The organism is Halobacillus sp. A1-3, assembly GCF_050971765.1.
In the GTDB taxonomy this organism is placed as follows: Bacteria; Bacillota; Bacilli; order Bacillales; family Halobacillaceae; genus Halobacillus; species Halobacillus mangrovi_B.
This window is the reverse complement of record NZ_JBPCEO010000003.1, coordinates 434,396-455,393: the sequence shown is the minus strand read 5'-3', so window position 1 is coordinate 455,393 and position 20,998 is coordinate 434,396. Positions and strand designations below refer to the sequence as shown.

Genomic DNA, 20,998 nt, shown 5'->3' with positions numbered 1-20,998 from the left:
GAATGGTTTGGCAGGCATGACCCCACAGGTTGGCAAACCGAGGAGGCTTGTCGTCATCCCCGCGGAAAAACGAGCGATTTCATCGATCGCCTATCCTGGTACTAAGTAACGGAAACAAATCCATTATATTAATTTTAAGTGTCAGGTTTAAGAAGGTTATTGTGTTATAAAGAGCTATGTTTTATTGCTCGCTTCAGATAATCCAATCAAAATTTTTATTGATTTTTTCGCCAAATAGCATTGATAAAATTCCAATTGGATGCTATTATATACACATAATTCTGAAAATTCCCACGAATTATGATCTTTGTTTCATTTCTTTCCCTTTTCATAGGATTCAGTCTCACTGGATCCCCTTCAAGGCTTATGCGAATGGCGCATAGGTCTATTTTTTTTGCTCTCTATAGCAATAAGTTACCAATTTTGCCACAAGCCTGATACGATAGAGGCAATTGATGCGTTATACTATTTTCATTGAGCTTAAAAGTAGAAGGATGATGTTTGTTATGAAACTCGGCGCACGTATGATGAAGACTGGATTAGCTGTCGGAATCGCGCTATATATAGGGAACTTGTTTGGATTCATTTCACCATTGTTAGCAGCGATTGCCGTCGTCTTTTCCATTCAGCCGTCTATTTACCGGTCTTATCAATCCATTATTGAACAATTACAAGGAAACTTTATTGGGGCCATTATAGCCGTTGTTGCTGTGTTTACGTTAGGCAACGATCCGTTTGTCGTCGGATTTGCGATTATTATCGTCATTGGGCTGACCACCAGAATGAAGATGAACGAAAATACGATAGCCCTTGCTGTCGTTGCCGTTATTGCTCTGATGGACTCTACCGATCAGACGTTTATGTATTTCGCTTTTTCTCGTTTCACTTCCATGATTTTGGGTATTTTGGCTGCCTTTATCGTCAATCTGGTGTTTCTTCCTCCCCGATATGAAACGCGGCTATTTAAGAAAATAGATTTAGCGACTACTGATATCCTTCAGTGGCTTCGCGTTACGACTAGACAGCTTTCGGATGAACCTGCTTTAAAATACGAAATCACTCGCTTGCAGGATGATATGCGCTGGGTGGATCACACATACTTGCTCTACTCAGAAGAAAGGACGTACTTGAAAGGCTCACGATTTTCCAAAGGGCGTAAGATGGTTCTTTTCAGACAATTGATTACGACAACGAAAAAGTCGTTTGATGTATTGAAAGCTTTTTATCGCTTGGATAGTAAAATTGAACAGATCCCTGAGGATTTCCAGGAAGCCCTCGTCAATGAACTGGATAAATTGATCAATGCCCATGAAAAATTGGTCCTAAGTCTAAAAGGGAGAATTAAAAATACACACAAACAATCGCTCCGTAAAATTGAAGAGCCGGATATCCCTCTGTTAGTAGAACGTTTGATGCATGTGTACGAAGAAAGCAACAACCCTGATAAGCTCGTTTTCTTGCCATTAGCTTCTCAGCTAATGGAGTACCACTATCAGTTAGAAAAATTGAAGCGATTATTAAAAAGTTACCAGAATCACCACCAGAATGATTACATCCAAACCACCGATAAATAGAAAAAAGCGGCTGTTGCTAAGACAACAGCCGCTTCTTTTACGTTTCCATATATTCTTTACTCTTATCATCTAATTGCTGCACTTGATACAAGTCATAATAATTGCCTCTGCGTTCCATCAACTCATCATGTGGACCAACCTCAACAATCTCACCGTTTTCAATTAAAACAATTCGGTCGGCATGCGTAATGGTTGATAGTCTATGCGCTACGATGAATGTCGTCCGGTTTGAAGCAAGGCGCTCAAGGGCTCCCTGAATTAAGCTTTCACTTTCAAGGTCTAGCGCAGATGTCGCTTCATCCAGAACGAGTAATGGCGGGTTTTTCAAAAAGACACGCGCAATCGCAACACGCTGTTTCTGTCCACCAGAAAGCTTGACGCCGCGCTCACCTACGAGTGTGTTATATCCATTCGGTAAGTTCATGATAAAGTCATGAGCGTTAGCGGCTTTTGCTGCTTCAATCATTTCTTCATCCGTAGCGTCCGGATTTCCCATTTTGATATTCATCGCAATCGATTCACTGAACAAAATGTTGTCCTGTAAGACCATACCGATATTATCTCGGACCGTCCGTGCTTCAAAATCGCGGATATCGGTACCGTCGATCAGAATGCGACCGCTTGTCACATCATAGAAACGCGGGATCAAACTGATCAATGTGGATTTTCCTCCACCACTCATACCAACAAATGCAATCGTTTCTCCTTTTTTTATATCCAAGCTGACATTATTCAGAACGAGTGGTTCATCATCGTCGTATTTAAAGGACACATTTTCAATGGAGACGTCACCATGGACATTTGTCATTTTCTTAGCACCTGGTTTGTCCACGATATCGTATTCTTCATCAACGAATTCAAATACCCTGTCCATGGATGCGATCGACTGGGTGAGGACCGTAGCTGAGTTTACCAGCCTGCGAAGCGGATTATACACACGATCCATGTAGCCGACAAAAGCCACCATCGTACCTACTGTTAGAGAACCTGTGATTACTTGATAGCCTGCAAATGTGATTACAAGTAAAGGTGCCAGGTCCGTGATCGTGTTCGTGACGGAATACGTGTAAGCATTCCAATTCGTATGGGTAATAGCTTTATCTAAAAAGTTCTTATTTTGCACGTCAAATTGTTTTTGTTCATGATCCTCAAGGGCAAAACTTCTAATAACAGGTACCCCTTGAACGCGCTCGTGGAGGTGTCCTTGCACTTGAGCAAGTGCCTGAGAGCGATCTCTTGTTAATCTACGTAATCTTGCGTAAAAGAATTTTACAGCAAAACCGTAAAACGGGAACAAAGCAATTGAGACAAGAGTGAGCCACGGGTCCATCGTCAGCATAATTATAATAGCAATTACGATTGTAATCATATCAAGCCATATGTTCATCAGCCCTGTAATGACGAAAGTCTTTGTCTGTTCAACATCATGAATAACGCGGGAAATGATTTCCCCTGTTTTTGATTTTGAATAAAATCGCAAACTCAAACGTTGGATATGATCGAATAATTTTTCACGAATATCATATAAAATATGGCTGCCTATCCATTGGGCTAAATATTGTCTCGCGTATTCAATTGGCGGTCTTAGAATCAAAAATACTACGAATGCCCCACCCATTATAAGGAGAAGCTGATCAAATTTTTCCGACTGAGCCATGTCTGCATTGATAATATCATCAATCACATATTTAATGATTAACGGCATCAGCAATGGAATAGAAAACTTCAGCACACCTATTAGAACGGTAATAATGATTTTACCTTTGTACGGTTGTACAAAGCGTAAATACCGTTTGATACTGTCCAATTCAAAACACCTTCTTTCTACTTAAGAACAAGAAGTAAGCGCACTTAAATATAAAGTGCGCAGCCTCAAGGTTTTTTATCTGTACGTTAAATAGCGTTCATACCATTGGTCGATGAATTCAGGCGAAAAGGGTCCTTTTCGCTGACGTACCCACCGAACCAGCGTATCGATATTATTATATAGAATACGATCAAGCACATGCGGATAATTCATTTTTCGTTTATGAATTTCATATTCATCTTCATCTAACAACTTGTAGGTCATGTCAGGATAAACTTTCACATCAAGGTCATAATCGATATATTTAATGGATTCATCTTCATATATGAACGGCGAACTAATATTACAATAGTAATATACTCCGTCATTTCTTAACATTCCAATAATATTGAACCAATGCCTGGAATGAAAATAACAAATCGCTGGTTCACGGGTCACCCATCTCCGCCCATCACTTTCTGTAACGATGGTCCGATCATTTGCCCCAATGATAACGTGGCGTGTGCCTTTGAGTACTGTCGTGCTATCCCACACGCGATGCAATTTTCCATTATGTTTATAGCTTTGAATTTCGATGGCTTTTCCTGCTTCCGGGCCGGGCATGGTCTCCCCCCTTCCCTATATTTCCGTTTCATGCCTTCTGTCTATTATAACGACATTTGGAAGGAAAGAAAAACAATTAAGATTGGTCTATGTATAAAAAGAAGCCGCCCACATAGGACGGCTTCTCTCATTCGGGGGATTGATACAGGCTAATATAAACAGCCTGGACAAGCCACACCATCAATTCAGGTTACTTTTTCTTAGCCTGAGATTGTTGGTTTTGCTGACGGACTTGCTGAGCATCAGTTTGAGATGCAAATTCAGCACCGTATTGGTTTTGCTGACCTTGTTGAGCAGCTTGTTGGTTTTGTTGTTTCACGTGTTGTTTGTCAGTACCAGCAGCTGTTTTGTTTTGTTTCGGTTGCTTAGCCATGATTATCACCTCCGCAAAAATTATTGTGTACAGGTTCATATCATTTCATTCCAAATTTCAAACAAAAATTTTTCCATTTTCTTTTTCTTAGAGCAACCAAAAAAGGCACTCCTATAACTTGTAATAGGAGTGCCTTTCATTCCAGTTTAAATCATAGCGTTTTGTTCCGATATAACGTTTACTCCAGTAACTGCTGCTCATTGAACTGATGGTAACACCGCTTGATGAACCGCTGTAATGAACAGTTTGTTTCCTGTACATACGGCACATTATAATGAACAATTGGAATATATTCCATTTTTGTTACAAATGAATGCTATGGGATTCCTTTAATTAACGGGTATGGGATTGTCAGAAAAACAAAAAATAATAACTGAGGAGGGATCTTTATGTATGTAGGAAGAGATTTGTCACAACTGACGATGGAGTCTAAACAAACATGGCAAGACAAAGAGCTCGGATATTTCCACTATGCATTATCCCAGACAGCTCCTTACTTGAATGCAGAGGGCGTTACCATGTTAAGAGAAATCAATAACGAAATTAAGCGCCGTGGAGGCTTAGAAGAGAAAGAAGCTACTTGGACCCACGGCACTCATCCTGTTATTGACTAATATATTTATGTGCTTTTTGGTGTGAAACCGGAAATGGCAAGTCGTTCATTTCATTTAAATTGACGAAGCGGCAGCGTTCTCTGTCGAGTTCACCGCCCGTCACTTCTGCTTTGACGACTTCCATTTCCCAAATAAGATGTGAAAAGACATGCTTTATTTGATCAACAGAATCCTTAAGCTCAATGTGAAGACCATATTCTCCGTAAAACCAATGTTTAACGGCTTCCTGGTCTAAATCCGATAAGGGCACCATCGGAAATTGCCACAACGAAGCAAGTAAGCCTTCGGAGGGCCTTTGTTCGACTAACACTTCCCCCTCTTCATTTTGAATAAGAAGGAGCATATAAGGAATCTTCTTCTGTTTCTTTTTTGATGATTTTATAGGCAGCTCAGTTTCAATTCCTTTTTCAAATGCCAGGCACTGCTCTTGGATAGGACAAAGCATACAAGACGGGGTCTTCGGTGTACAAATCAGTGCGCCCAGCTCCATCAATCCTTGATTAAAGGACGATGGATCTTCCTTAGAGATCAGTTCGCGGACTAGCTCTTCAAACAACTTTCTCGTACTCTGTTTGGCAATATCTTCTTCCACGTGAAGAATCCTAGATAGGACACGCATAACATTTCCATCTACAGCAGGTTCGGCCGTGTCATAAGCAATACTGATAATGGCTCCTTTTGTATAAGGCCCGACACCTTTTAATTTTCCTAATTCTGTTGGATCGTCCGGCACAACCCCCCCGTATTCCTCCACAACTTCGCGTACCGCGTTTTGCAGATTTCGAGCTCGGGAATAGTATCCTAAGCCCTCCCATGCTTTCAGCACCTCTTGTTCGTCTGCTTCAGCCAATGCCTCTAAGGTAGGAAACTTACTTAGAAAGTTATTAAAATAAGGAATGACGGTATCAACTCTCGTCTGTTGGAGCATAATTTCTGATACCCAGACCCGATAAGGATCCTGATTTTCTCTCCATGGTAAAATCCGTTGTTCCTTTTTAAACCAATCAATCAGACGCTCTCTGAACAACGAGGGGTTAAAACCTTGTAAAATATGTTCAACTTGATCTTTTTTTCTCATGCAAAATCATCCTTCATGATAAACTACTATTGTACGGTCTGGCCAAAGGAGGAAAGAATATGGATACTGGCACACACGTTGTTATGGGAGTTGCGCTTGGCGGACTCGCCACACTGGATCCTGCTGTTCAAGCAGATCCTGCGTTGTTCAATGCTGTATTAATCGGTACCATCGTCGGCTCTCAAGCACCTGACTGTGACACCGTACTTAAATTAAGAAACAACGCTGTCTATATACGCCACCACAGGGGAATCACTCATTCTGTACCTGCCGTGGCACTTTGGGGAATCAGCATCCCAAGCCTCATTTACTTATTCTCTCCAGAGGTCAGTTTTTTGCACCTTTGGTTATGGACATTTTTAGCCGTCATCTTACATGTGTTTGTTGATATTTTTAATGCGTATGGGACCCAGGCGTACCGGCCGTTCTCCCACCGCTGGGTTGCTTACGGATTTATCAATACGTTCGACCCATACATTTTCGCACTCCATATTGCAGGTATCGTCGCCTGGAACCTTGGAGCTTCGCCTGGCTTGATGTGGCTCTTGATCTATTTTGTAATCGCCTTATACTACGTCAAAAGGTATTTCGATAAGCGAGAACTAGTTCGCTTAATTCATGAGTATTTCGATGATGTGGAACAAATCGCAACTTCTCCTACGATTCAGCAAAACATTTGGAAAATCGCGATCACGACTCCTACAAATTATTACGTAGGCCGCGCTGAGAACGGGCACATTACTATTCTCGATGAGTTCGTCAATAAACCGATCGATTATCGAGATCCTGTCGTTAAAAAAGCGCTGACCGATCATAATATAAAAGCTTTTTTATCCTTTTCTCCTGTGTATCGCTATGAGATGAGCTATCATGATGAATACACCGAGGTCCGGTTTATTGATTTGCGCTACCGTTCTCAAGGACGTTATCCTTTTGTAGCTATCGCTCAAATTGATGATGAACATGGAGAAGAAAATTTAGAAATTCTAAACTCCTATACAGGCTGGGTGTTTACAGAGGAAAAGCTTCAAAATAAGCTCAGCCCCATGACTGAATCAAAAAGTTAACCTACTACAAATAACAAGCCGTGCTGCCACGTAGCAACACGGCTTATTCATTTAATGTTCATAGCCTTTTCGCTTAAGCATTTCTTTAAACTTCGGATTTGTGGCTACGTACTCGTGTAATTTCGGACCATAATGCTCAATCCATTGAGAAACAATCTGCTCTGTCATTTGCTTCCCTTTATAATCGTAACCGGCCTTCGCCCTTGTTGACTCAAAATCTTCCCAAAGAAGCTCGACCCAGGTTCTTGCTTCATCAATTGTAAGCCTCCCGCTCTTATCATATAAACGTTCAGCTAACCGTTCAAAAATTTCATCCATTGCTGTCACCTCATGTCTGCCAATCATTACATACGCATTGTATCACATACTTTCTCACTAGTGACACAAACTAATCTTGTCTCCCCAAAAGAGACGTGAGGAGGGTTTTCCATGCGTAACAAAGCAAAGAATTTCCCTAATATAAAGATGTCCCATGCACCCGCTGATCAAAGCGAGTATTTAGCCTTAAGGCCAAATGGGACGATCAATAGTAAACCTCAAGAAAAAGCTGCCAAGTCCCGCGAACGCGATATCAACCAGGTTGGGAGGTATCACCGTGGGAAATAAAAGCTTTAACAACAGGGCTAACCCTTTTAAAGCTCGCCGTGGTGCGAAGCATTTAAGTAAAAGGGTTAACGGTGAAACAGAGCCGACCCAAGCGGACAAAATCACCGAGGTTCAAGCCAAAAAGAACCATTATTAATGATGAGCTGTGCGCGATTCTTTCGCGCACAGCTATTTTACTTTTTGTCCTAACATGGAGATGGGAAGAGCTTCTTCTGTTTCTTCAGTTACTTTTTCCTCCTGATCGTTTTGACGGTATCCCCATGCAAATACACCATTCATATACTCAATATAAAACGTGTGGGCAGGGTCCCCCTCAATTTGATAGGTCTCACCGGCGGAAAATTCTTCCGGGTTCATCATATAAGATTTAGCCATGATGATTTTTCTTTCATGGACCGCATACTCATTGACCATTCCCATTTGTTCTGCTTTTATGGCTTTCTCTTTAAGTTCAGCTACTTCCTGCCTTAATTCTTCATACGTATAATCACTATAACGACGTTCCATTAGGTTCCTCCTGCAAATGTAATAAGAATTGTACCTTTCTTTACATTTTATCAGGGTTTTTGCACAATGAATATGGTAACCAACTAGATTACAAAAGGAGCGGATCAATCATATGAGCAATGTATGGATTACAGGAGCAGGTACGGGGCTAGGTCGTGCGCTTGCTCACCAATACGCAGAGAATGGATACACGATTTACTTATCAGGCCGAACGGAAGAAAACCTCCTAGTCGTTCAGGATGAAATCAAAGCCAAAGGTGGCCAAGCAGAAGTCATTGTTTGTGATGTTACAGAACCAGCTTCTGTAGAAGAAGCTCTCCGACAAATCGATTCGCTAGACGTTTTGATCAACAATGCAGGCTTAGGAATATTTGGAGAGCTCTCAAGCTATACAACTGAAAACATCGATGCAATGTTGAATACAAATGTAAAAGGAACGGTTCTTACTACTCAGAAAGCTTTTCCTAAGTTGAAAGAAACACAAGGCCGAGTATTGAACATCATTTCTACAGCCGGTCTGCGGGGAAAGAAAAATGAAAGCGTCTATTGTGCCAGTAAGTTCGCTGTTAAAGGTTTTACTGCAAGCCTTCATAAAGAATGGGAAGACGAGAAAGTCGCTGCTACAGCCGTCTACATGGGTGGAATGAACACGCCATTTTGGAGTGAAACGGATCATGTCTCAAACCCTGAGAAGTTAAAAGGTCCAGAGGTTGTAGCTGCACAAATTTTTAACGAAGATGATGGTAGAGAAGAAATTTTTATCGATAAATGATTTTCTAGCGTTGAGGTACTGCTCTGCTCTTCTCGTGTACCTGATACGGGTTTAAGCATCTCCAGACCCTCCTCCGGATATTGCACGGCGAGCCGCTTCTTTCTCAGCATCATGCCACCGTTTTTCATTCGCTGACGCCGGCTCTCCTTCCCATTTCCGGGGAGGATTCTTCTTTTTATCTTTGACATCTTTTGTTTTCACAAGGATCATTGCCCCAATCACTATAGGCACGACTACATAAGGGATCCAGTCCATAAACAAATACCTCCTAACAATGGAATACGAATGACACAGAGGCTGGGTTTCATTTTTAGAGTGGCAGGCCCCCCTGGTCTTGGATGTACCTCACACTATTAATCAAACACAACTAGTCCACAAAAAAAGCCGGCCACGAAGGCCGGCTTTTTCTTAAGTGAATTACTCACCAAGGTTTTCTTCTTTTGCTTTTGCTACAACTGCTTCTACTGCTTCTTCTTCGTCAGAACCTTCAGCAGTGAACTTAACTTCTGCACCGCTAGGGATCCCTAGAGACATAACGCCCATAATGGACTTCATGTTTACGGATTTCCCGTTATATTCAAGGTTAACCTCAGATTGGAATTTTCCTGCTACTTGTACTAGTGCTGTTGCTGGACGAGCGTGTACGCCGTCAGCTGCAGTGATTTTCATTGTTTGTTCTGCCATATTGATTACTCTCCTTTTATTTTGTAATTTCAATTATATCTGGGTCGTTGTGATTCACTTTACCAGAAGCTTTAACGTTTACAGACTGCCCTTCTTCAAGGTTTGTAAATACAATCGGAGTTACGATGGATGGAGCATTTTCTTTGACGTAGTCTAGATCTACTTCCATTAACGCTTGTCCTTGTTTCACTTCGTCCCCTTCAGAAATCATAGCCGTAAATCCTTCCCCTTTCAAGCCTACGGTATCAATACCGATATGGATTAGAATTTCCATTCCATTTTCGGCTTCAAGACCAATTGCATGCTTCGTAGGGAAAACATTTAACACTTTACCGTTTACCGGCGAAACTATCTTACCATCTTCCGGCTCAATTGCAAAGCCATCGCCCATCATTTTTCCAGAAAACACTTGGTCAGGAACTTCTGTGATTGGCAGTACTTTACCTTTGATCGGGCTGACAAACTTCAATTCACCTTTTGTTACAGGAGCTTCAGCGGCTTTCGTATCATTCTTAATCTCTGCTACATCATCACGAGAGCGTGGTGTTTTTCCATCCATGATGTCTTGCATTTGACCGCGAAGAGTATCAGATACTGGACCGAAAATCGCCTGAATGTTGTTTCCGACTTCCATAACTCCAGAAGCCCCAAGTTTTTTCAGACGGTTCTTATTAACATTTTCTTTGTCATTAACAGAAACACGAAGACGTGTAATACAAGCGTCAAGATGGCTGATGTTCTCTTTACCACCCATTGCCTCTAAGATTTCAAATGGTAGATCGCCGACTTCTCCGTCGTCATCTGCGTCTTCTGCTTCGTCTTCACGACCTGGTGTAGCCAAGTTGAACTTAAGGATTGCCCAACGGAAACCAAAGTAGTAAATAACGGAGAAACATAGACCTACGATGATGACCCACCACCAGTCTGTACGGTTAGGAAGTACACCGAACAGAATGAAGTCAATTAGACCACCAGAGAAGGTTTGTCCGATTTTAACACCTAAGATCTCCATAATCATGAAGGAGAAACCTGCAAAAACAGCGTGAATACCGAATAGTACTGGAGCTACGAATAGGAATGAGAATTCGATTGGCTCAGTAATACCAGTTAAGAAAGAAGTCAGGGCAGCAGATAGCATGATTCCGCCGACAACTTTCTTACGTTCAGGTTTTGCCGTATGATAAATCGCTAGTGCAGCAGCTGGAAGTCCGAACATCATGAACGGGAACTTACCAACCATAAATGTACCGGCAGTGAATTCTACACCGTCTTTCAACTGTTCGAAGAAAATCGTTTGGTCACCACGTACAATTTCTCCTGCTGCGTTCGTGTATGAGCCAAACTCAAACCAGAACGGAGAATAGAAAATATGGTGCAGACCAAATGGAATTAAGGAACGTTCGATTACACCGAAGAAGAACGCTGAAATCGTCTGGTTCCCTTCAAGCATCAAATGAGAAAGAGCATTTAATCCGTTTTGAGCAAACGGCCATACCCACAGCATGATGATACCCAAAAACAGGGATGTGAAGGCTGTGATGATAGGCACGAAACGTTTACCAGCAAAGAATCCTAAGAACTGAGGCAATTCAATATTAAAGTACCGATTGTACAGTGACGCCGCTAATATACCGACGATGATACCTCCGAATACACCGGTCTGCAAGGTCGGAATACCGAGTACTTCAGCGTAAGCCGGGTCAGAAGTCATCTCAGGAGTGACATTACCAAGTACTCCCATTACGACGTTCATGATTAAGTAACCGATGATGGCTGCAAGTCCTGCTACACCGTCACCTTTCGCAAGTCCAATAGCTACCCCCACCGCAAATAGTAACGGCAAGTTAGCAAATACAATACCACCGGCTTCAGCCATTACTTCAAGCAATGTTTGCACCCATGGTGTTCCGAAGAAAGGTACTTTATCTACAAAATTGTCCTGCGCAAAACTTGTACCGAACGCCAGCAAAATACCTGCTGCAGGTAGAAGAGCGACCGGAGTCATTAGCGCTTTACCGACTTTTTGCAAAGTACCAAAAGCATTTTTGAACATTTGTGTTTCCTCCTTTTTTGTTGTGTACAAAGAACAGCAGCCCGAAATCCTAACCAATTTTCAGAAAAATAAAACGGTTTCATTTTACTGGTAAATGGAAGCGCCCTTGAAGGACGCCGGACTAAAGAATAAATGCATTAAAAAAGGCATGAGTATAGAAGATCAATCAGTTATCGAAAGGTACACTTCTCCCTTAAGATAACCGTTTAATCTTCCAATACTCATGCCTGATCGTATCAGTAACACGTACTGGTTAAGATTTATGGGTTAGTCGCTGTAAATGAATCGTTAAGTAGATAACTTCAGATTCATCTACTGGCTTATTCAACTGTTTTTGCATCACTTTTATCAACTTCCATGCTAAATTATAGCACACAGGATATTCTTGTTTCAACATATTTGCGAGTTTTATTTCATCACCGAGGCTTTCCGATTGATACACTCTGTCAATGGCACGGTGTAAATGTTGAACGAGTCTATGGTAATCCACACTGTTTTTATCAATGGTAACGTCCATCGTATCTTCTACGATAGACACTAGTCTTGATATCAACTGATTATGCCGGTTGATCTCTCTTAAAGTTTTATCCGTAACGGCACTATGAATGTGAAGCGCGATAAAGCCTACTTCACCTTCTGGGAATTGGATGCCCATTTCGTCGTAGATCATAGTCACGACTTCCATGGCAATTTGGTATTCTTTCGGATAGAGAGACTCGATTTCCAGCAAGAATGGATTAGAGAACTGCATATTTTTCTTGGCCCGGTTAATCGCGAAAGCCAAGTGGTCGGTCAATGCCACATGGATATGCTGATTCAATTCCTGCCCCATCCGTGTCTCGATGTGAACTAGAACATCGTTCATGAAATCAATCAGTCTTTCATCTACATATGGCAGAAGGTTGACGTATTGCTCTTTCTCTTTTTCATTACTTAGTAAAAAAGTTTTATCTGCCTTATCAAAAGAAATATCATCTTCAGCCTTTCGATTAAAACCGATACCCTTGCCAATTAACACCACTTCTTCATAGGAAGGGTGCTCAGCAATGACGACATTGTTATTCAAAACTTTTTTTATTTTTACTTGCTGTCTCATATTGGTCCCCCACATGAATTTGTCTCTCTACTTATAAACCGTTTTCAGTCCGCTCATCATAACTTCTATCGTATAATTCATAAAAGATTTTTACAAGCATTTGTCATATAAAAAACTTCTCTTTTGTCTAAAAGCGCTTACGTCGTGTACAATCTTTTAAGTGTGAAAAGTCTACTAGATGAGGACAGAAAGGAGCCCATCCATGATTAAACTATTTATCAGTGACCTTGACGGGACACTGCTTGGAATGGACCATTTTATAAAAAACGAAGATGTGGATGCGCTGAAAAGACTTGTGGACCGTGGTATTCCACTTACAGTCGCATCTGGACGTATGGATCATGAGATTAAAGAAGTATTGAAGCGTGTTGGTGTAAATGGCCACCGCGTCAGTCAAAACGGTGCTTTTGTGTTTGATCAGGACAGTGAGCACATTTATTCCAAAACTTTTGACGGCGAATTAGCCAAAAAAGTTATGACATCGATAGATCAGGAACCGATGATTAAAACGGTTTCCACCGCAAATGAAACGTACACGAAAGAACACAATAAATGGATCGATATTATTTCTGAACAACTTTTTCATGAGATTCAAATCGACCCGAATATGACTGAACGGTTTGGCACTAACCTTTCCCCTTCTAAAATTACGTTACACGGACAAGAGCAAGATGTGATTGACGCGTTCAATCGAATTGACCAATCTTTTGGAAAAGAGATTGATTGCTTCATTTCTCATGAATCATGTGTAGATATTATGCCAAAGGCAATCAATAAAGGAAATGGAATCCGTTCCCTTATCGAGAAACTGGGAATCGAACCACATGAAGTGGCTTGTGTAGGAGATTCGTTCAATGACGTAGCGATGTTTGAACTAACGCCACACAGCTATGTGATGTCAACAGCTCACCATGAAGTGCTTGATAAAGCAAACACAACAGTTGACCACGTCCATGAAGCCATTGAAGATTTAGAAAAGAAAAGTTTACTTTAAATAGAAAGCTGCCGGCCCTTCAGGTCAGCAGCTTTTGTTTTTAGGATTCAATCCGGTGCACCACTTCATAAGGACGGACATAATAACTTTCTACAGCCACTCCTTCTCGGTCTCGAGCGTCGGTGATCCTGATTTTGAAATGTTCTTTTGTGACGAGTTTATCGAGTTCACCCTCATTTAAACCCTTGAAAAGGACTTCCTGTGTTTCTCCAGGCTGCGTTCTTAGATCACCTGATCGATACACTCCTTTAAAGACAATACACACAATCCCCCTGGTCACATTTTGATAAACACCTGTGATCCCTGTGATATCGGCTGTAATGCCTGTTTCTTCAAAAACCTCTCGGCGAACGGCTTCTTCAAGGGTCTCTCCTATCTCCATCCGTCCGCCAGGCATTTCATATGTATCATTGCGGTGCTCGTTTTTTACTAGCAAAACTTCACCGACATTGTTTGTTATGTAGGCGGATACGGAAACAATATGCTTTGGAAATTGATAATTCCCTGTTGCTTCCATAAACTCTTCTTGCTTGTTTAAATAGAAAGGCTCAAGTTCTTTCCTTCTCTTTTCAGCTTCTTTAAAAAGCTCTGACTGCTTGATTTTTTCGTTCACAGTTTTATAGTGTTCGTACGAGTTATATTCCCATACGGTTGTAATCTCATCTCTTGCTTTAGTTACATACCTTCCTGTCAATCTTGCCCCGTTCTCTCTATGAAGAGGAAGTGTGTAGTCATTGAAAAATTGTGTACATCTCTTATATTGATCAGGGTGCAATTGAAAAGTCTGTCTTAAATAAATCATCACTTCTCCTCCGTTATAAAAATCAGTTCTTTTACAACTTTATTTTAAAAAATAGCAGTGACCTGAATGTTTCCGTTACCTTGGATAGCAGTAGGAGGTCCGGGAAATGGTTCGCTTTCCGTGGGCATACGCTGAGCCTCCTCGAGCTAATCGCTCTCCGGGGTCTCACCTGTCATGCTCATCCCACAGGAGTCTCCCCATTTCCCGGACCTCCTTACAACTATATGGACAACGGAAACGCCTTAAAGGTGGAAATGAATGAGCTCTAAACTGTATGTTCATATTGAAGTACTCTGAAAAACCTTTTAATTGGTTTGATTACTGCAATTTGCAGTGTACTTACTATACTCTCGTTTGATTTTAAGCATCGTCAAATACTGAATTCTAATACCGGTATTAAAACGGGTCCGCTCCTCAAAGAGTAGATGGGTTGGCGGGAATGGATGGGTTGGCAAACCGAGGAGGCTTGCAGTCATCCCCGCAGAAAGCGGGCGATTTCCCCTCTCACCTATTTAGTCGCATCGGTAACGGAAACAATCCATCCTCAATTCAAGCCCTAAAAAGAAAGCTAGAATGAAATATGATTTTTTAGAACTGGGCAATAGTATATATTGATGGTGTAAATTCATTGCTCGTCGCAGTACTCTTCTAAAAAACGATCGATCACATCGAAGGTGAAGCCTTTTCGGTACATAGCGGATTTTACTTTTTGCTTTAATTCATATCCTTCCGCTTTTTGCTGATATTTTCTCAGGATCTTTTCTCCTTGAAGAACAGCAGCCTGCCACTCACTTTCTTCATTTTCTTCCTCAGGCAGATTGGCAAGTACCTCTTGAACAACTTCCCCCTGATATCCTTTTTGCATAAGCGTTTGCTGTACGTTCTGGATTTGCTGACGGAACGACTTCTTTCCGTCATTCTTCATTTTTTTCTCTGCAAATTTCATTGCCTTTTCGTACTGTTTATCAAAAGTAAAATACTCCAGCGCTACCTCTGCTTGCGACTTGTTGACACCTTTTTCGATCAGTTCTTTTTTCAGGAGCAATGGTCCTTTACTTGACGTCATGATTCTCGTTCGGACTAAGGAATTAGCAAACTCCTGATCATCTAAAAGTTTCTCTTTTTTTAACCTGGCGACAATCTCATTGATATGCTCCGGATCAGCTTCCTTATCATTCAAGTAATCTCGGATTTCTTTTTCTGAACGCATCCGGTAGCTTAAATAGTTAATGGCAAGGGTATAGAATTTATGTATCTCGTCGGTTTGCTTCATGGCTTCAATAGTTGCTTCATCAAGCTCCATATTCTTTTGAAGCCGATACTTTACAAGGATATCTTCATCAACACTGAATCCATAGGCTTCACCCTGGCCATAATCAAGAAAAATATTGTATCGGCCTTTATTCTTTTTTTGCGTTGTAATCTTCGTAAGCTTAGCCAAAAGTACCACCTCTTTTCTTATATTGTAGCATGTATGTTCACGATGACGTTATAGGTGCGAATCGCATTTTCGGTTTGTATAGAGTAAAATAATGTAAATTACCAAATATGAAGGAGGCGCTCTAAATGAACATTGTAGTTACAGGAGGAACAGGTTTTGTAGGAGGCCAGCTCACAAAACAGCTAACGAGTGAGGGCCACCATGTCTACATATTGACGAGGAGTCCAGAGAAACACGAGGATACCGACTCGGTCACGTATGTCGGATGGCTTAAAGATGATTACCACCCTGAAGAACACTTACCGGCGATACAGGCGATCGTCAATTTAGCAGGTGAATCGCTGAACAGCGGCAGGTGGACAGAGGAAAGAAAACGTTCTATTTTGAATAGCCGCATTCAGGCTACAGAAGGTGTGATCGAGCTGATTGACCGCCTTCCTGAGAAGCCTCAAGTGCTTGTTAACGCTTCTGCTGTCGGCTTTTATGGTAATTCTAAAACAAAAACCTTCACAGAAGAAACAACTGAAGCCGCCCACAATTTCCTGGGCAATGTCGTATATGAATGGGAAGAGCGAGCCTCCAAAGCAGCTGAGAAAGGGGTTCGGACCGTTTATGTACGGTTCGGGATCATCCTTGGTGAAGAAGGTGCATTGCCGAAAATGATTCTTCCTTACAAATTTATGATCGGGGGAAATCTTGGATCTGGTGAACAGTGGATGTCCTGGGTTCATATCGATGATGTGGTCGGTTTAATTGATTTTGCCATTCATCATAAAGAGGTCGAAGGGCCAATGAATGGTACCGCCCCTAATCCAAAACGGAACAAAGATTTCGGGGAGATCCTTGGAGATGTGCTCAATCGACCCCATTGGATTCCGGCCCCAGCTTTCGCTTTAAAAACGGCTCTCGGAGAAATGAGTACGCTGCTATTAGATGGGCAATCTGTCATACCTAAAAAAGCGATCGCCTACGGTTATCATTTCAAATACCCTGAATTGAAACCTGCATTAGAATCAATATTAACTAAATAAGTTTGCGCAAAAGGACGAAGTTTTTTTCTCTAAAGCTTCGTTCTTCTATGCTCCAAGTAATAAAAATCCAGTATAATAATAGTAATCCATTATTTGAAGGGCTGTATGTTCAATGAATACCGTCATTACCAATGTTACGATCCATCCCATCACTTCTCCTTCCATCAAAAACGGAAAAGTGCATATTGCTGATGGGAAAATATTTGATTATGGGAAAGATATTTCGTTACCGGAACAAGCAGAGTATATAGATGGAAAAGGAAATGATCTCTTTCCTGGCTTCATCGATGTTCATACTCATTTAGGGTTGTATGATGAAGGAACAGGCTGGGCTGGAAGTGATGCCAATGAAACCATCGAAGCCATTACGCCCCATTTAAGAGCTATTGACGGTGCTCACCCCCTTGATCCCGCATTTTTTAATGCTAGAAAAGCAGGAGTGACATCCGCTCATATCATGCCGGGAAGTGCAAACATTATCGGAGGAACAACTTCGGTTATAAAGACGATTGGTCATTCCATCACTGATATGGTTTTGAAAGAAACTGCAGGGTTAAAGATGGCCCTGGGTGAAAATCCTAAACGTGTCCATTCTCAGTCTAAAGATGCTTCAATCACACGGTTAGGAATTATGGGGACCTTAAGAGAAACGTTTTATGCCGCAATGAAAAATCCTGATCCGGACCAGCTTAGAGTCAGACCTATTATACAAGCCTTGAACAAGGAAATCCCAGTTCGTATACATGCCCACCGAGCAGACGACATCATTACAGCCATTCGATTTGCCGATGAATTTGATCTAGACTTACGCATTGAGCACTGTACAGAAGGGCACCTTATTGTTGACCATCTTGCTTCAAGAAACTTGCAAGTATCTGTGGGCCCAACGTTTACTAGGGCATCAAAAATCGAACTACGTAACAAAACGTGGCAGACCTATAATATTTTGCACGAGCATGGAATCAAAGTCTCCATAACAACAGACCACCCTTATACACCTATCCAATACTTAAATATATGTGCAGCATTAGCCGCACGTGAAGGTATGGAGATTGAAGATGCTCTTCGCGGAATTACAATTATTCCCGCTAAGAATCTCGGTGTTGATGATCGAGTGGGGTCAATTGAAAAAGGTAAAGATGCTGATCTCGTGCTTTGGAGTGGCCACCCGTTTGAATTCATGTCTAAACCCGTTTGGACAATGATTGACGGTAAAATGGTTTGTTATCAAGAATAGTATTGCATTATTACACCGATAATTCTATCGGTGTTTTTTTATGGAAAAAAACGAAGAATTTCGATGGAGCACATTCAGCCCATTTAAAAGTTTGAAATCTAAATAATACGTGTATATTATAAATGTACAAGGGTTGTACAACCTTTATATAATATTTTTCGCGAAAATATTATAAGATTCAGTTTTCTCCCTCTGTTTTTTGGTAAAGATTGTCGAAACATACACCTTCGGCAATTGTCACATAAAAAAATTTTAAGGAGTGGAAACATGAAAAAATTATTATCCTCGTTAGCTGCTATCGTTTTAGTCCTAGGAGTATTCGCACCAGTCGCTTTTGCTGATAACCACAAGGATATGGCGAAAGTTCGTGTGCTTCATGCCTCCCCTGATGCTCCGGCCGTTGATGTGTATGTTAATGGAGAAGCTGTCGTCGAAGGTGCTGAATTTAAAGCAGCTACCGATTACATGGAATTACCTGCTGGAGAACATACAGTAGAAATCTATGCTGCGGGTACAGAAGGTGAAGCAGATCCCGTATTATCTGCAAACGTTAACGTTGAAGCTGGAATGGCCTATACTGCCGCAGCGATTGATAACTTAGAAAACCTTCAATTAAAAGCGATCCAGGATTCCATGGAGGCAAGTGAAGGAATGGCGAAAGTTCGTGTTGGCCACTTCATCCCTGGAGCTCCTGCCGTTGATGTAGGACCAATTGGTGGAGACGCGTTATTCTCAGGTGCTGAATTCCCAATGGTCACTGACTATAAAGAACTAGAACCAGGAACCTACGACCTGGAAGTTCGTACGACAGATGGAACACAGTTGATCGACCTTTCAGGTACAACGCTTGAAGAAGGAAAAGTTTATAGTGCTTTTGCTGTAGGAACTGCAGATAGCCCAGAAGTACTTCTTCTAGAAGACTCAGCAGCAATGCCTTCTTCCATGCCTGAAACAGGATTTGGCGGAACAAATGCTTCTAATGCAATGTTTTATGCAGCTATTCTTGGTGTAGTAGCCATGGGTGCTGGCTTTATGGTTTTCCGTAAACGTTCTGAAGCATAAACAATGAATCGATTTGTATATCCAATCCTCCTTGGCTTCCTCGTATTTATCGTAAGCTTTCAACTGCTTGATGATGGACCTCTCGAGGAAGCCAGGGTTCTTTCATCTTCACCAGAAGCACAAACAACTACTACGGAAACCCAAGATAACCCTGAAACCGAGCCTGTTTTTTCAGACACTAAGGATTCAATAGAAACCACCCCAATTAAAAAGAATTACACTTCAGGCACCATTGTTGAGAACGATGAAGCAAAAGGAATCACTCCTGTTAGACTAGAGATTCCATCGATAGAAGTAGATGCGCCCATCCAGCCTCAAGGATATACAAAAGAAGGTGGGATGGCCGTTCCTGACAGTGTAACGGACGTCGGTTGGTTTGAGCCAGGAACAAAACCCGGCAAGACAGGAAATTCTGTTATAGCTGGACATGTAGACGGACAGTATGGTCCAGCTGTCTTTTATGATTTGAAAGATTTAAAAGCTGGAGACGATATTGTAGTTCATGGTCAAGACGGAAAGACCCTTACGTTCACCGTTCAGCAAGTAGTTGCTTATCCAGTCGATGACGCTCCACTTCGAAAACTTTTTGGTCCAACAAACAAAAGGTCTTTAAATCTAATAACATGTACGGGACCTTATGATAATGAGGCTCAAGGATATACCGAACGCCTTGCTGTTTATACGGAATTAAAAGAGCAGCAATAGAAAAAAATTCTAGTAAAAATGAGTAATTTTTTTATTCACATTTTTTCTGAATTCGATTATGATAAAGATAGATGCTGCTGTATAAGATTATGGTATAGGGAAGGCAAATGGTGCGCCACCAGTTAGATGAACTGGTTCTAGTGGGTTCGATTCCCACCCCGAATTTTTGTGAGCAATTGATAAAAATTCGAGGGTGGTACGAACCAACTAGTCGGCATCATTTGCCTTCTTGTGTGTTTGAGTCACCCTCCCCAAATCAAGGAGGGATTTTTTATGCTAAAAAAGCGTGATTTACATGACGCCCCGGTTCTCTACGAGTTAATGAGCCACCCAGAAGTTTTTCCGTACGTCCGTCATAAGGCTGCGTCCTCTGACGAGTTTTACTTCATTACTAAGCAGACCATAGAAGCAGAAGATCGGGGTGAATTAATTTCACGTACCATCCTTGATGAGTGGGGACAGCCGATCGGAACAATCAACTTGTTTGATGTGCAGGAAGGTAAAGGGTTTTTAGCCACGTGGATTGGCCAGCCTTACTTTGGAAAAGGCTACAATCAACCTGCTAAAGAGGCATTTTTTGAAGAGTTATTTTTCCATTTGGATATTGAAGCCATCTTCATGAAAATTCGCCGAACTAATCAGCGATCGATGAAAGCTGCGCTTAAAATCCCCTATGTTTCAGCTGCTAATGAGGCTTATCCTGAAATTCTCTCCTGGGTGAATCGAAATGAAGATGTTTATGATCTATTTGTCATTACAAAAGAACAATATATGTTCCATTATTACGGAGAGCAAGAACAAAATGAAGAAGCAATGGAAGCATAAGCGATACGCTTATGCTTTTTCATTGTTATTAACATTTATCCACAGGGTTGTGCACAGTGTGCATAAC

At 41.5% G+C, this 20,998-nt stretch carries 26 protein-coding genes; 12 read left to right on the top strand and 14 right to left on the bottom strand.

All coding sequences use genetic code 11. The features are described from left to right. The first annotated feature begins 506 nt into the window (after positions 1-506). Positions 507-1,574 carry an FUSC family protein gene (locus tag ACRYKC_RS07780; RefSeq protein WP_433806165.1) on the top strand — a complete coding sequence of 356 codons (1,068 nt, stop codon included), beginning with the start codon at positions 507-509 and terminating at the stop codon, positions 1,572-1,574. Positions 1,575-1,611: 37 nt separating this feature from the next. On the opposite strand, the gene ACRYKC_RS07775 is transcribed toward ACRYKC_RS07780, so the two are convergent. The 4 genes from ACRYKC_RS07775 to ACRYKC_RS07760 all read right to left on the bottom strand — a co-directional run bounded on the left by ACRYKC_RS07775 (position 1,612) and on the right by ACRYKC_RS07760 (position 4,618). Beyond that, positions 1,612-3,381, bottom strand: a complete 1,770-nt coding sequence (locus ACRYKC_RS07775; RefSeq protein ID WP_433806164.1) for an ABC transporter ATP-binding protein — start codon at positions 3,379-3,381, stop codon at positions 1,612-1,614. 75 nt (positions 3,382-3,456) lie between these two features. Continuing rightward, on the bottom strand, positions 3,457-3,984 hold the full coding sequence (gene ntdP, locus ACRYKC_RS07770) for a nucleoside tri-diphosphate phosphatase (protein ID WP_433806163.1): 528 nt from the start codon (positions 3,982-3,984) through the stop codon (positions 3,457-3,459). Between the two features lie 190 nt (positions 3,985-4,174). Further along, on the bottom strand, positions 4,175-4,357 hold the full coding sequence (locus tag ACRYKC_RS07765) for a gamma-type small acid-soluble spore protein (protein WP_433806162.1): 183 nt from the start codon (positions 4,355-4,357) through the stop codon (positions 4,175-4,177). Positions 4,358-4,468: 111 nt separating this feature from the next. Then, entirely contained in the window at positions 4,469-4,618 is a 150-nt protein-coding gene (locus ACRYKC_RS07760; RefSeq protein ID WP_433806190.1) for a hypothetical protein, read from the bottom strand. 128 nt (positions 4,619-4,746) lie between these two features. On the opposite strand from ACRYKC_RS07760, the gene ACRYKC_RS07755 reads away from it, so the two are divergent. Continuing rightward, a complete protein-coding gene (locus ACRYKC_RS07755; protein ID WP_085030719.1) occupies positions 4,747-4,971 on the top strand; it encodes a cytosolic protein in 225 nt (74 codons plus the stop codon). Here the strand turns inward: ACRYKC_RS07755 and mutY are convergent. Next, positions 4,961-6,049 carry an A/G-specific adenine glycosylase gene (gene mutY / locus ACRYKC_RS07750; RefSeq protein ID WP_433806161.1) on the bottom strand — a complete coding sequence of 363 codons (1,089 nt, stop codon included), beginning with the start codon at positions 6,047-6,049 and terminating at the stop codon, positions 4,961-4,963. The genes ACRYKC_RS07755 and mutY overlap by 11 nt on opposite strands. A 59-nt stretch (positions 6,050-6,108) precedes the next feature. Here mutY and ACRYKC_RS07745 point away from each other — a divergent pair, with 59 nt between their 5' ends. Next, positions 6,109-7,116 (top strand): metal-dependent hydrolase, encoded by a 1,008-nt coding sequence (locus ACRYKC_RS07745; RefSeq protein WP_433806160.1) that lies wholly within the window; start codon positions 6,109-6,111, stop codon positions 7,114-7,116. A 51-nt stretch (positions 7,117-7,167) separates the two neighbouring features. Here the strand turns inward: ACRYKC_RS07745 and ACRYKC_RS07740 are convergent, their stop codons facing one another. Then, positions 7,168-7,434, bottom strand: coding sequence for a YfhJ family protein (locus tag ACRYKC_RS07740; protein ID WP_433806189.1), 267 nt, complete (start codon positions 7,432-7,434; stop codon positions 7,168-7,170). A 111-nt stretch (positions 7,435-7,545) separates the two neighbouring features. Here ACRYKC_RS07740 and sspK point away from each other — a divergent pair, with 111 nt between their 5' ends. Next, positions 7,546-7,722, top strand: a complete 177-nt coding sequence (gene sspK, locus ACRYKC_RS07735; RefSeq protein ID WP_433806159.1) for a small acid-soluble spore protein K — start codon at positions 7,546-7,548, stop codon at positions 7,720-7,722. Continuing rightward, complete coding sequence (locus tag ACRYKC_RS07730) at positions 7,712-7,858, top strand: YpzG family protein (protein WP_156112634.1); 147 nt, start codon at positions 7,712-7,714, stop codon at positions 7,856-7,858. Before sspK ends, ACRYKC_RS07730 begins: the two co-directional genes overlap by 11 nt. Positions 7,859-7,890: 32 nt before the next feature. Here the strand turns inward: ACRYKC_RS07730 and ACRYKC_RS07725 are convergent, their stop codons facing one another. Further along, positions 7,891-8,229: a YfhH family protein gene (locus ACRYKC_RS07725; protein WP_433806158.1), complete on the bottom strand. Its 339-nt coding sequence runs from the start codon at positions 8,227-8,229 to the stop codon at positions 7,891-7,893. A 112-nt stretch (positions 8,230-8,341) separates the two neighbouring features. Here ACRYKC_RS07725 and ACRYKC_RS07720 point away from each other — a divergent pair, with 112 nt between their 5' ends. After that, entirely contained in the window at positions 8,342-9,001 is a 660-nt protein-coding gene (locus tag ACRYKC_RS07720; protein WP_433806157.1) for an SDR family NAD(P)-dependent oxidoreductase, read from the top strand. Between the two features lie 51 nt (positions 9,002-9,052). Here the strand turns inward: ACRYKC_RS07720 and ACRYKC_RS07715 are convergent, their stop codons facing one another. From ACRYKC_RS07715 to glcT, 4 genes are all read right to left on the bottom strand, one after another. Then, positions 9,053-9,256, bottom strand: a complete 204-nt coding sequence (locus ACRYKC_RS07715) for a hypothetical protein (RefSeq protein WP_433806156.1) — start codon at positions 9,254-9,256, stop codon at positions 9,053-9,055. A gap of 162 nt (positions 9,257-9,418) precedes the next feature. Further along, on the bottom strand, positions 9,419-9,685 hold the full coding sequence (locus ACRYKC_RS07710; RefSeq protein ID WP_085030728.1) for a phosphocarrier protein HPr: 267 nt from the start codon (positions 9,683-9,685) through the stop codon (positions 9,419-9,421). A gap of 16 nt (positions 9,686-9,701) precedes the next feature. Then, a complete protein-coding gene (gene ptsG, locus ACRYKC_RS07705; RefSeq protein ID WP_433806155.1) occupies positions 9,702-11,738 on the bottom strand; it encodes a glucose-specific PTS transporter subunit IIBC in 2,037 nt (678 codons plus the stop codon). Positions 11,739-11,991: 253 nt separating this feature from the next. Then, on the bottom strand, positions 11,992-12,834 hold the full coding sequence (gene glcT / locus ACRYKC_RS07700; RefSeq protein ID WP_433806154.1) for a glucose PTS transporter transcription antiterminator GlcT: 843 nt from the start codon (positions 12,832-12,834) through the stop codon (positions 11,992-11,994). Positions 12,835-13,036: 202 nt separating this feature from the next. Here glcT and ACRYKC_RS07695 point away from each other — a divergent pair, with 202 nt between their 5' ends. After that, the gene (locus ACRYKC_RS07695; RefSeq protein ID WP_433806153.1) at positions 13,037-13,828 is read left to right on the top strand and encodes an HAD family hydrolase; all 792 of its coding nucleotides are present in this window, start codon (positions 13,037-13,039) and stop codon (positions 13,826-13,828) included. A 40-nt stretch (positions 13,829-13,868) separates the two neighbouring features. Here the strand turns inward: ACRYKC_RS07695 and ACRYKC_RS07690 are convergent, their stop codons facing one another. The 3 genes from ACRYKC_RS07690 to recX form a co-directional block, all read right to left on the bottom strand. After that, a complete protein-coding gene (locus ACRYKC_RS07690; protein ID WP_433806152.1) occupies positions 13,869-14,630 on the bottom strand; it encodes an NUDIX hydrolase in 762 nt (253 codons plus the stop codon). Between the two features lie 305 nt (positions 14,631-14,935). Beyond that, the gene (locus ACRYKC_RS07685) at positions 14,936-15,106 is read right to left on the bottom strand and encodes a hypothetical protein (protein ID WP_433806151.1); all 171 of its coding nucleotides are present in this window, start codon (positions 15,104-15,106) and stop codon (positions 14,936-14,938) included. Positions 15,107-15,255: 149 nt separating this feature from the next. Then, on the bottom strand, positions 15,256-16,080 hold the full coding sequence (gene recX, locus ACRYKC_RS07680) for a recombination regulator RecX (RefSeq protein WP_433806150.1): 825 nt from the start codon (positions 16,078-16,080) through the stop codon (positions 15,256-15,258). Between the two features lie 116 nt (positions 16,081-16,196). Here recX and ACRYKC_RS07675 point away from each other — a divergent pair, with 116 nt between their 5' ends. The 5 genes from ACRYKC_RS07675 (at position 16,197) to ACRYKC_RS07655 (ending at position 20,931) form a co-directional block, all read left to right on the top strand. Beyond that, positions 16,197-17,102 (top strand): TIGR01777 family oxidoreductase, encoded by a 906-nt coding sequence (locus ACRYKC_RS07675; protein ID WP_433806149.1) that lies wholly within the window; start codon positions 16,197-16,199, stop codon positions 17,100-17,102. A 112-nt stretch (positions 17,103-17,214) separates the two neighbouring features. After that, a complete protein-coding gene (locus ACRYKC_RS07670; RefSeq protein ID WP_433806148.1) occupies positions 17,215-18,339 on the top strand; it encodes an amidohydrolase in 1,125 nt (374 codons plus the stop codon). Between the two features lie 267 nt (positions 18,340-18,606). Beyond that, positions 18,607-19,401 carry a DUF4397 domain-containing protein gene (locus tag ACRYKC_RS07665; protein ID WP_433806147.1) on the top strand — a complete coding sequence of 265 codons (795 nt, stop codon included), beginning with the start codon at positions 18,607-18,609 and terminating at the stop codon, positions 19,399-19,401. Positions 19,402-19,404: 3 nt separating this feature from the next. After that, positions 19,405-20,106, top strand: a complete 702-nt coding sequence (locus ACRYKC_RS07660) for a class F sortase (protein ID WP_433806146.1) — start codon at positions 19,405-19,407, stop codon at positions 20,104-20,106. 273 nt (positions 20,107-20,379) lie between these two features. Beyond that, positions 20,380-20,931, top strand: coding sequence for a GNAT family N-acetyltransferase (locus tag ACRYKC_RS07655; RefSeq protein ID WP_433806145.1), 552 nt, complete (start codon positions 20,380-20,382; stop codon positions 20,929-20,931). Positions 20,932-20,998 lie beyond the last annotated feature (67 nt).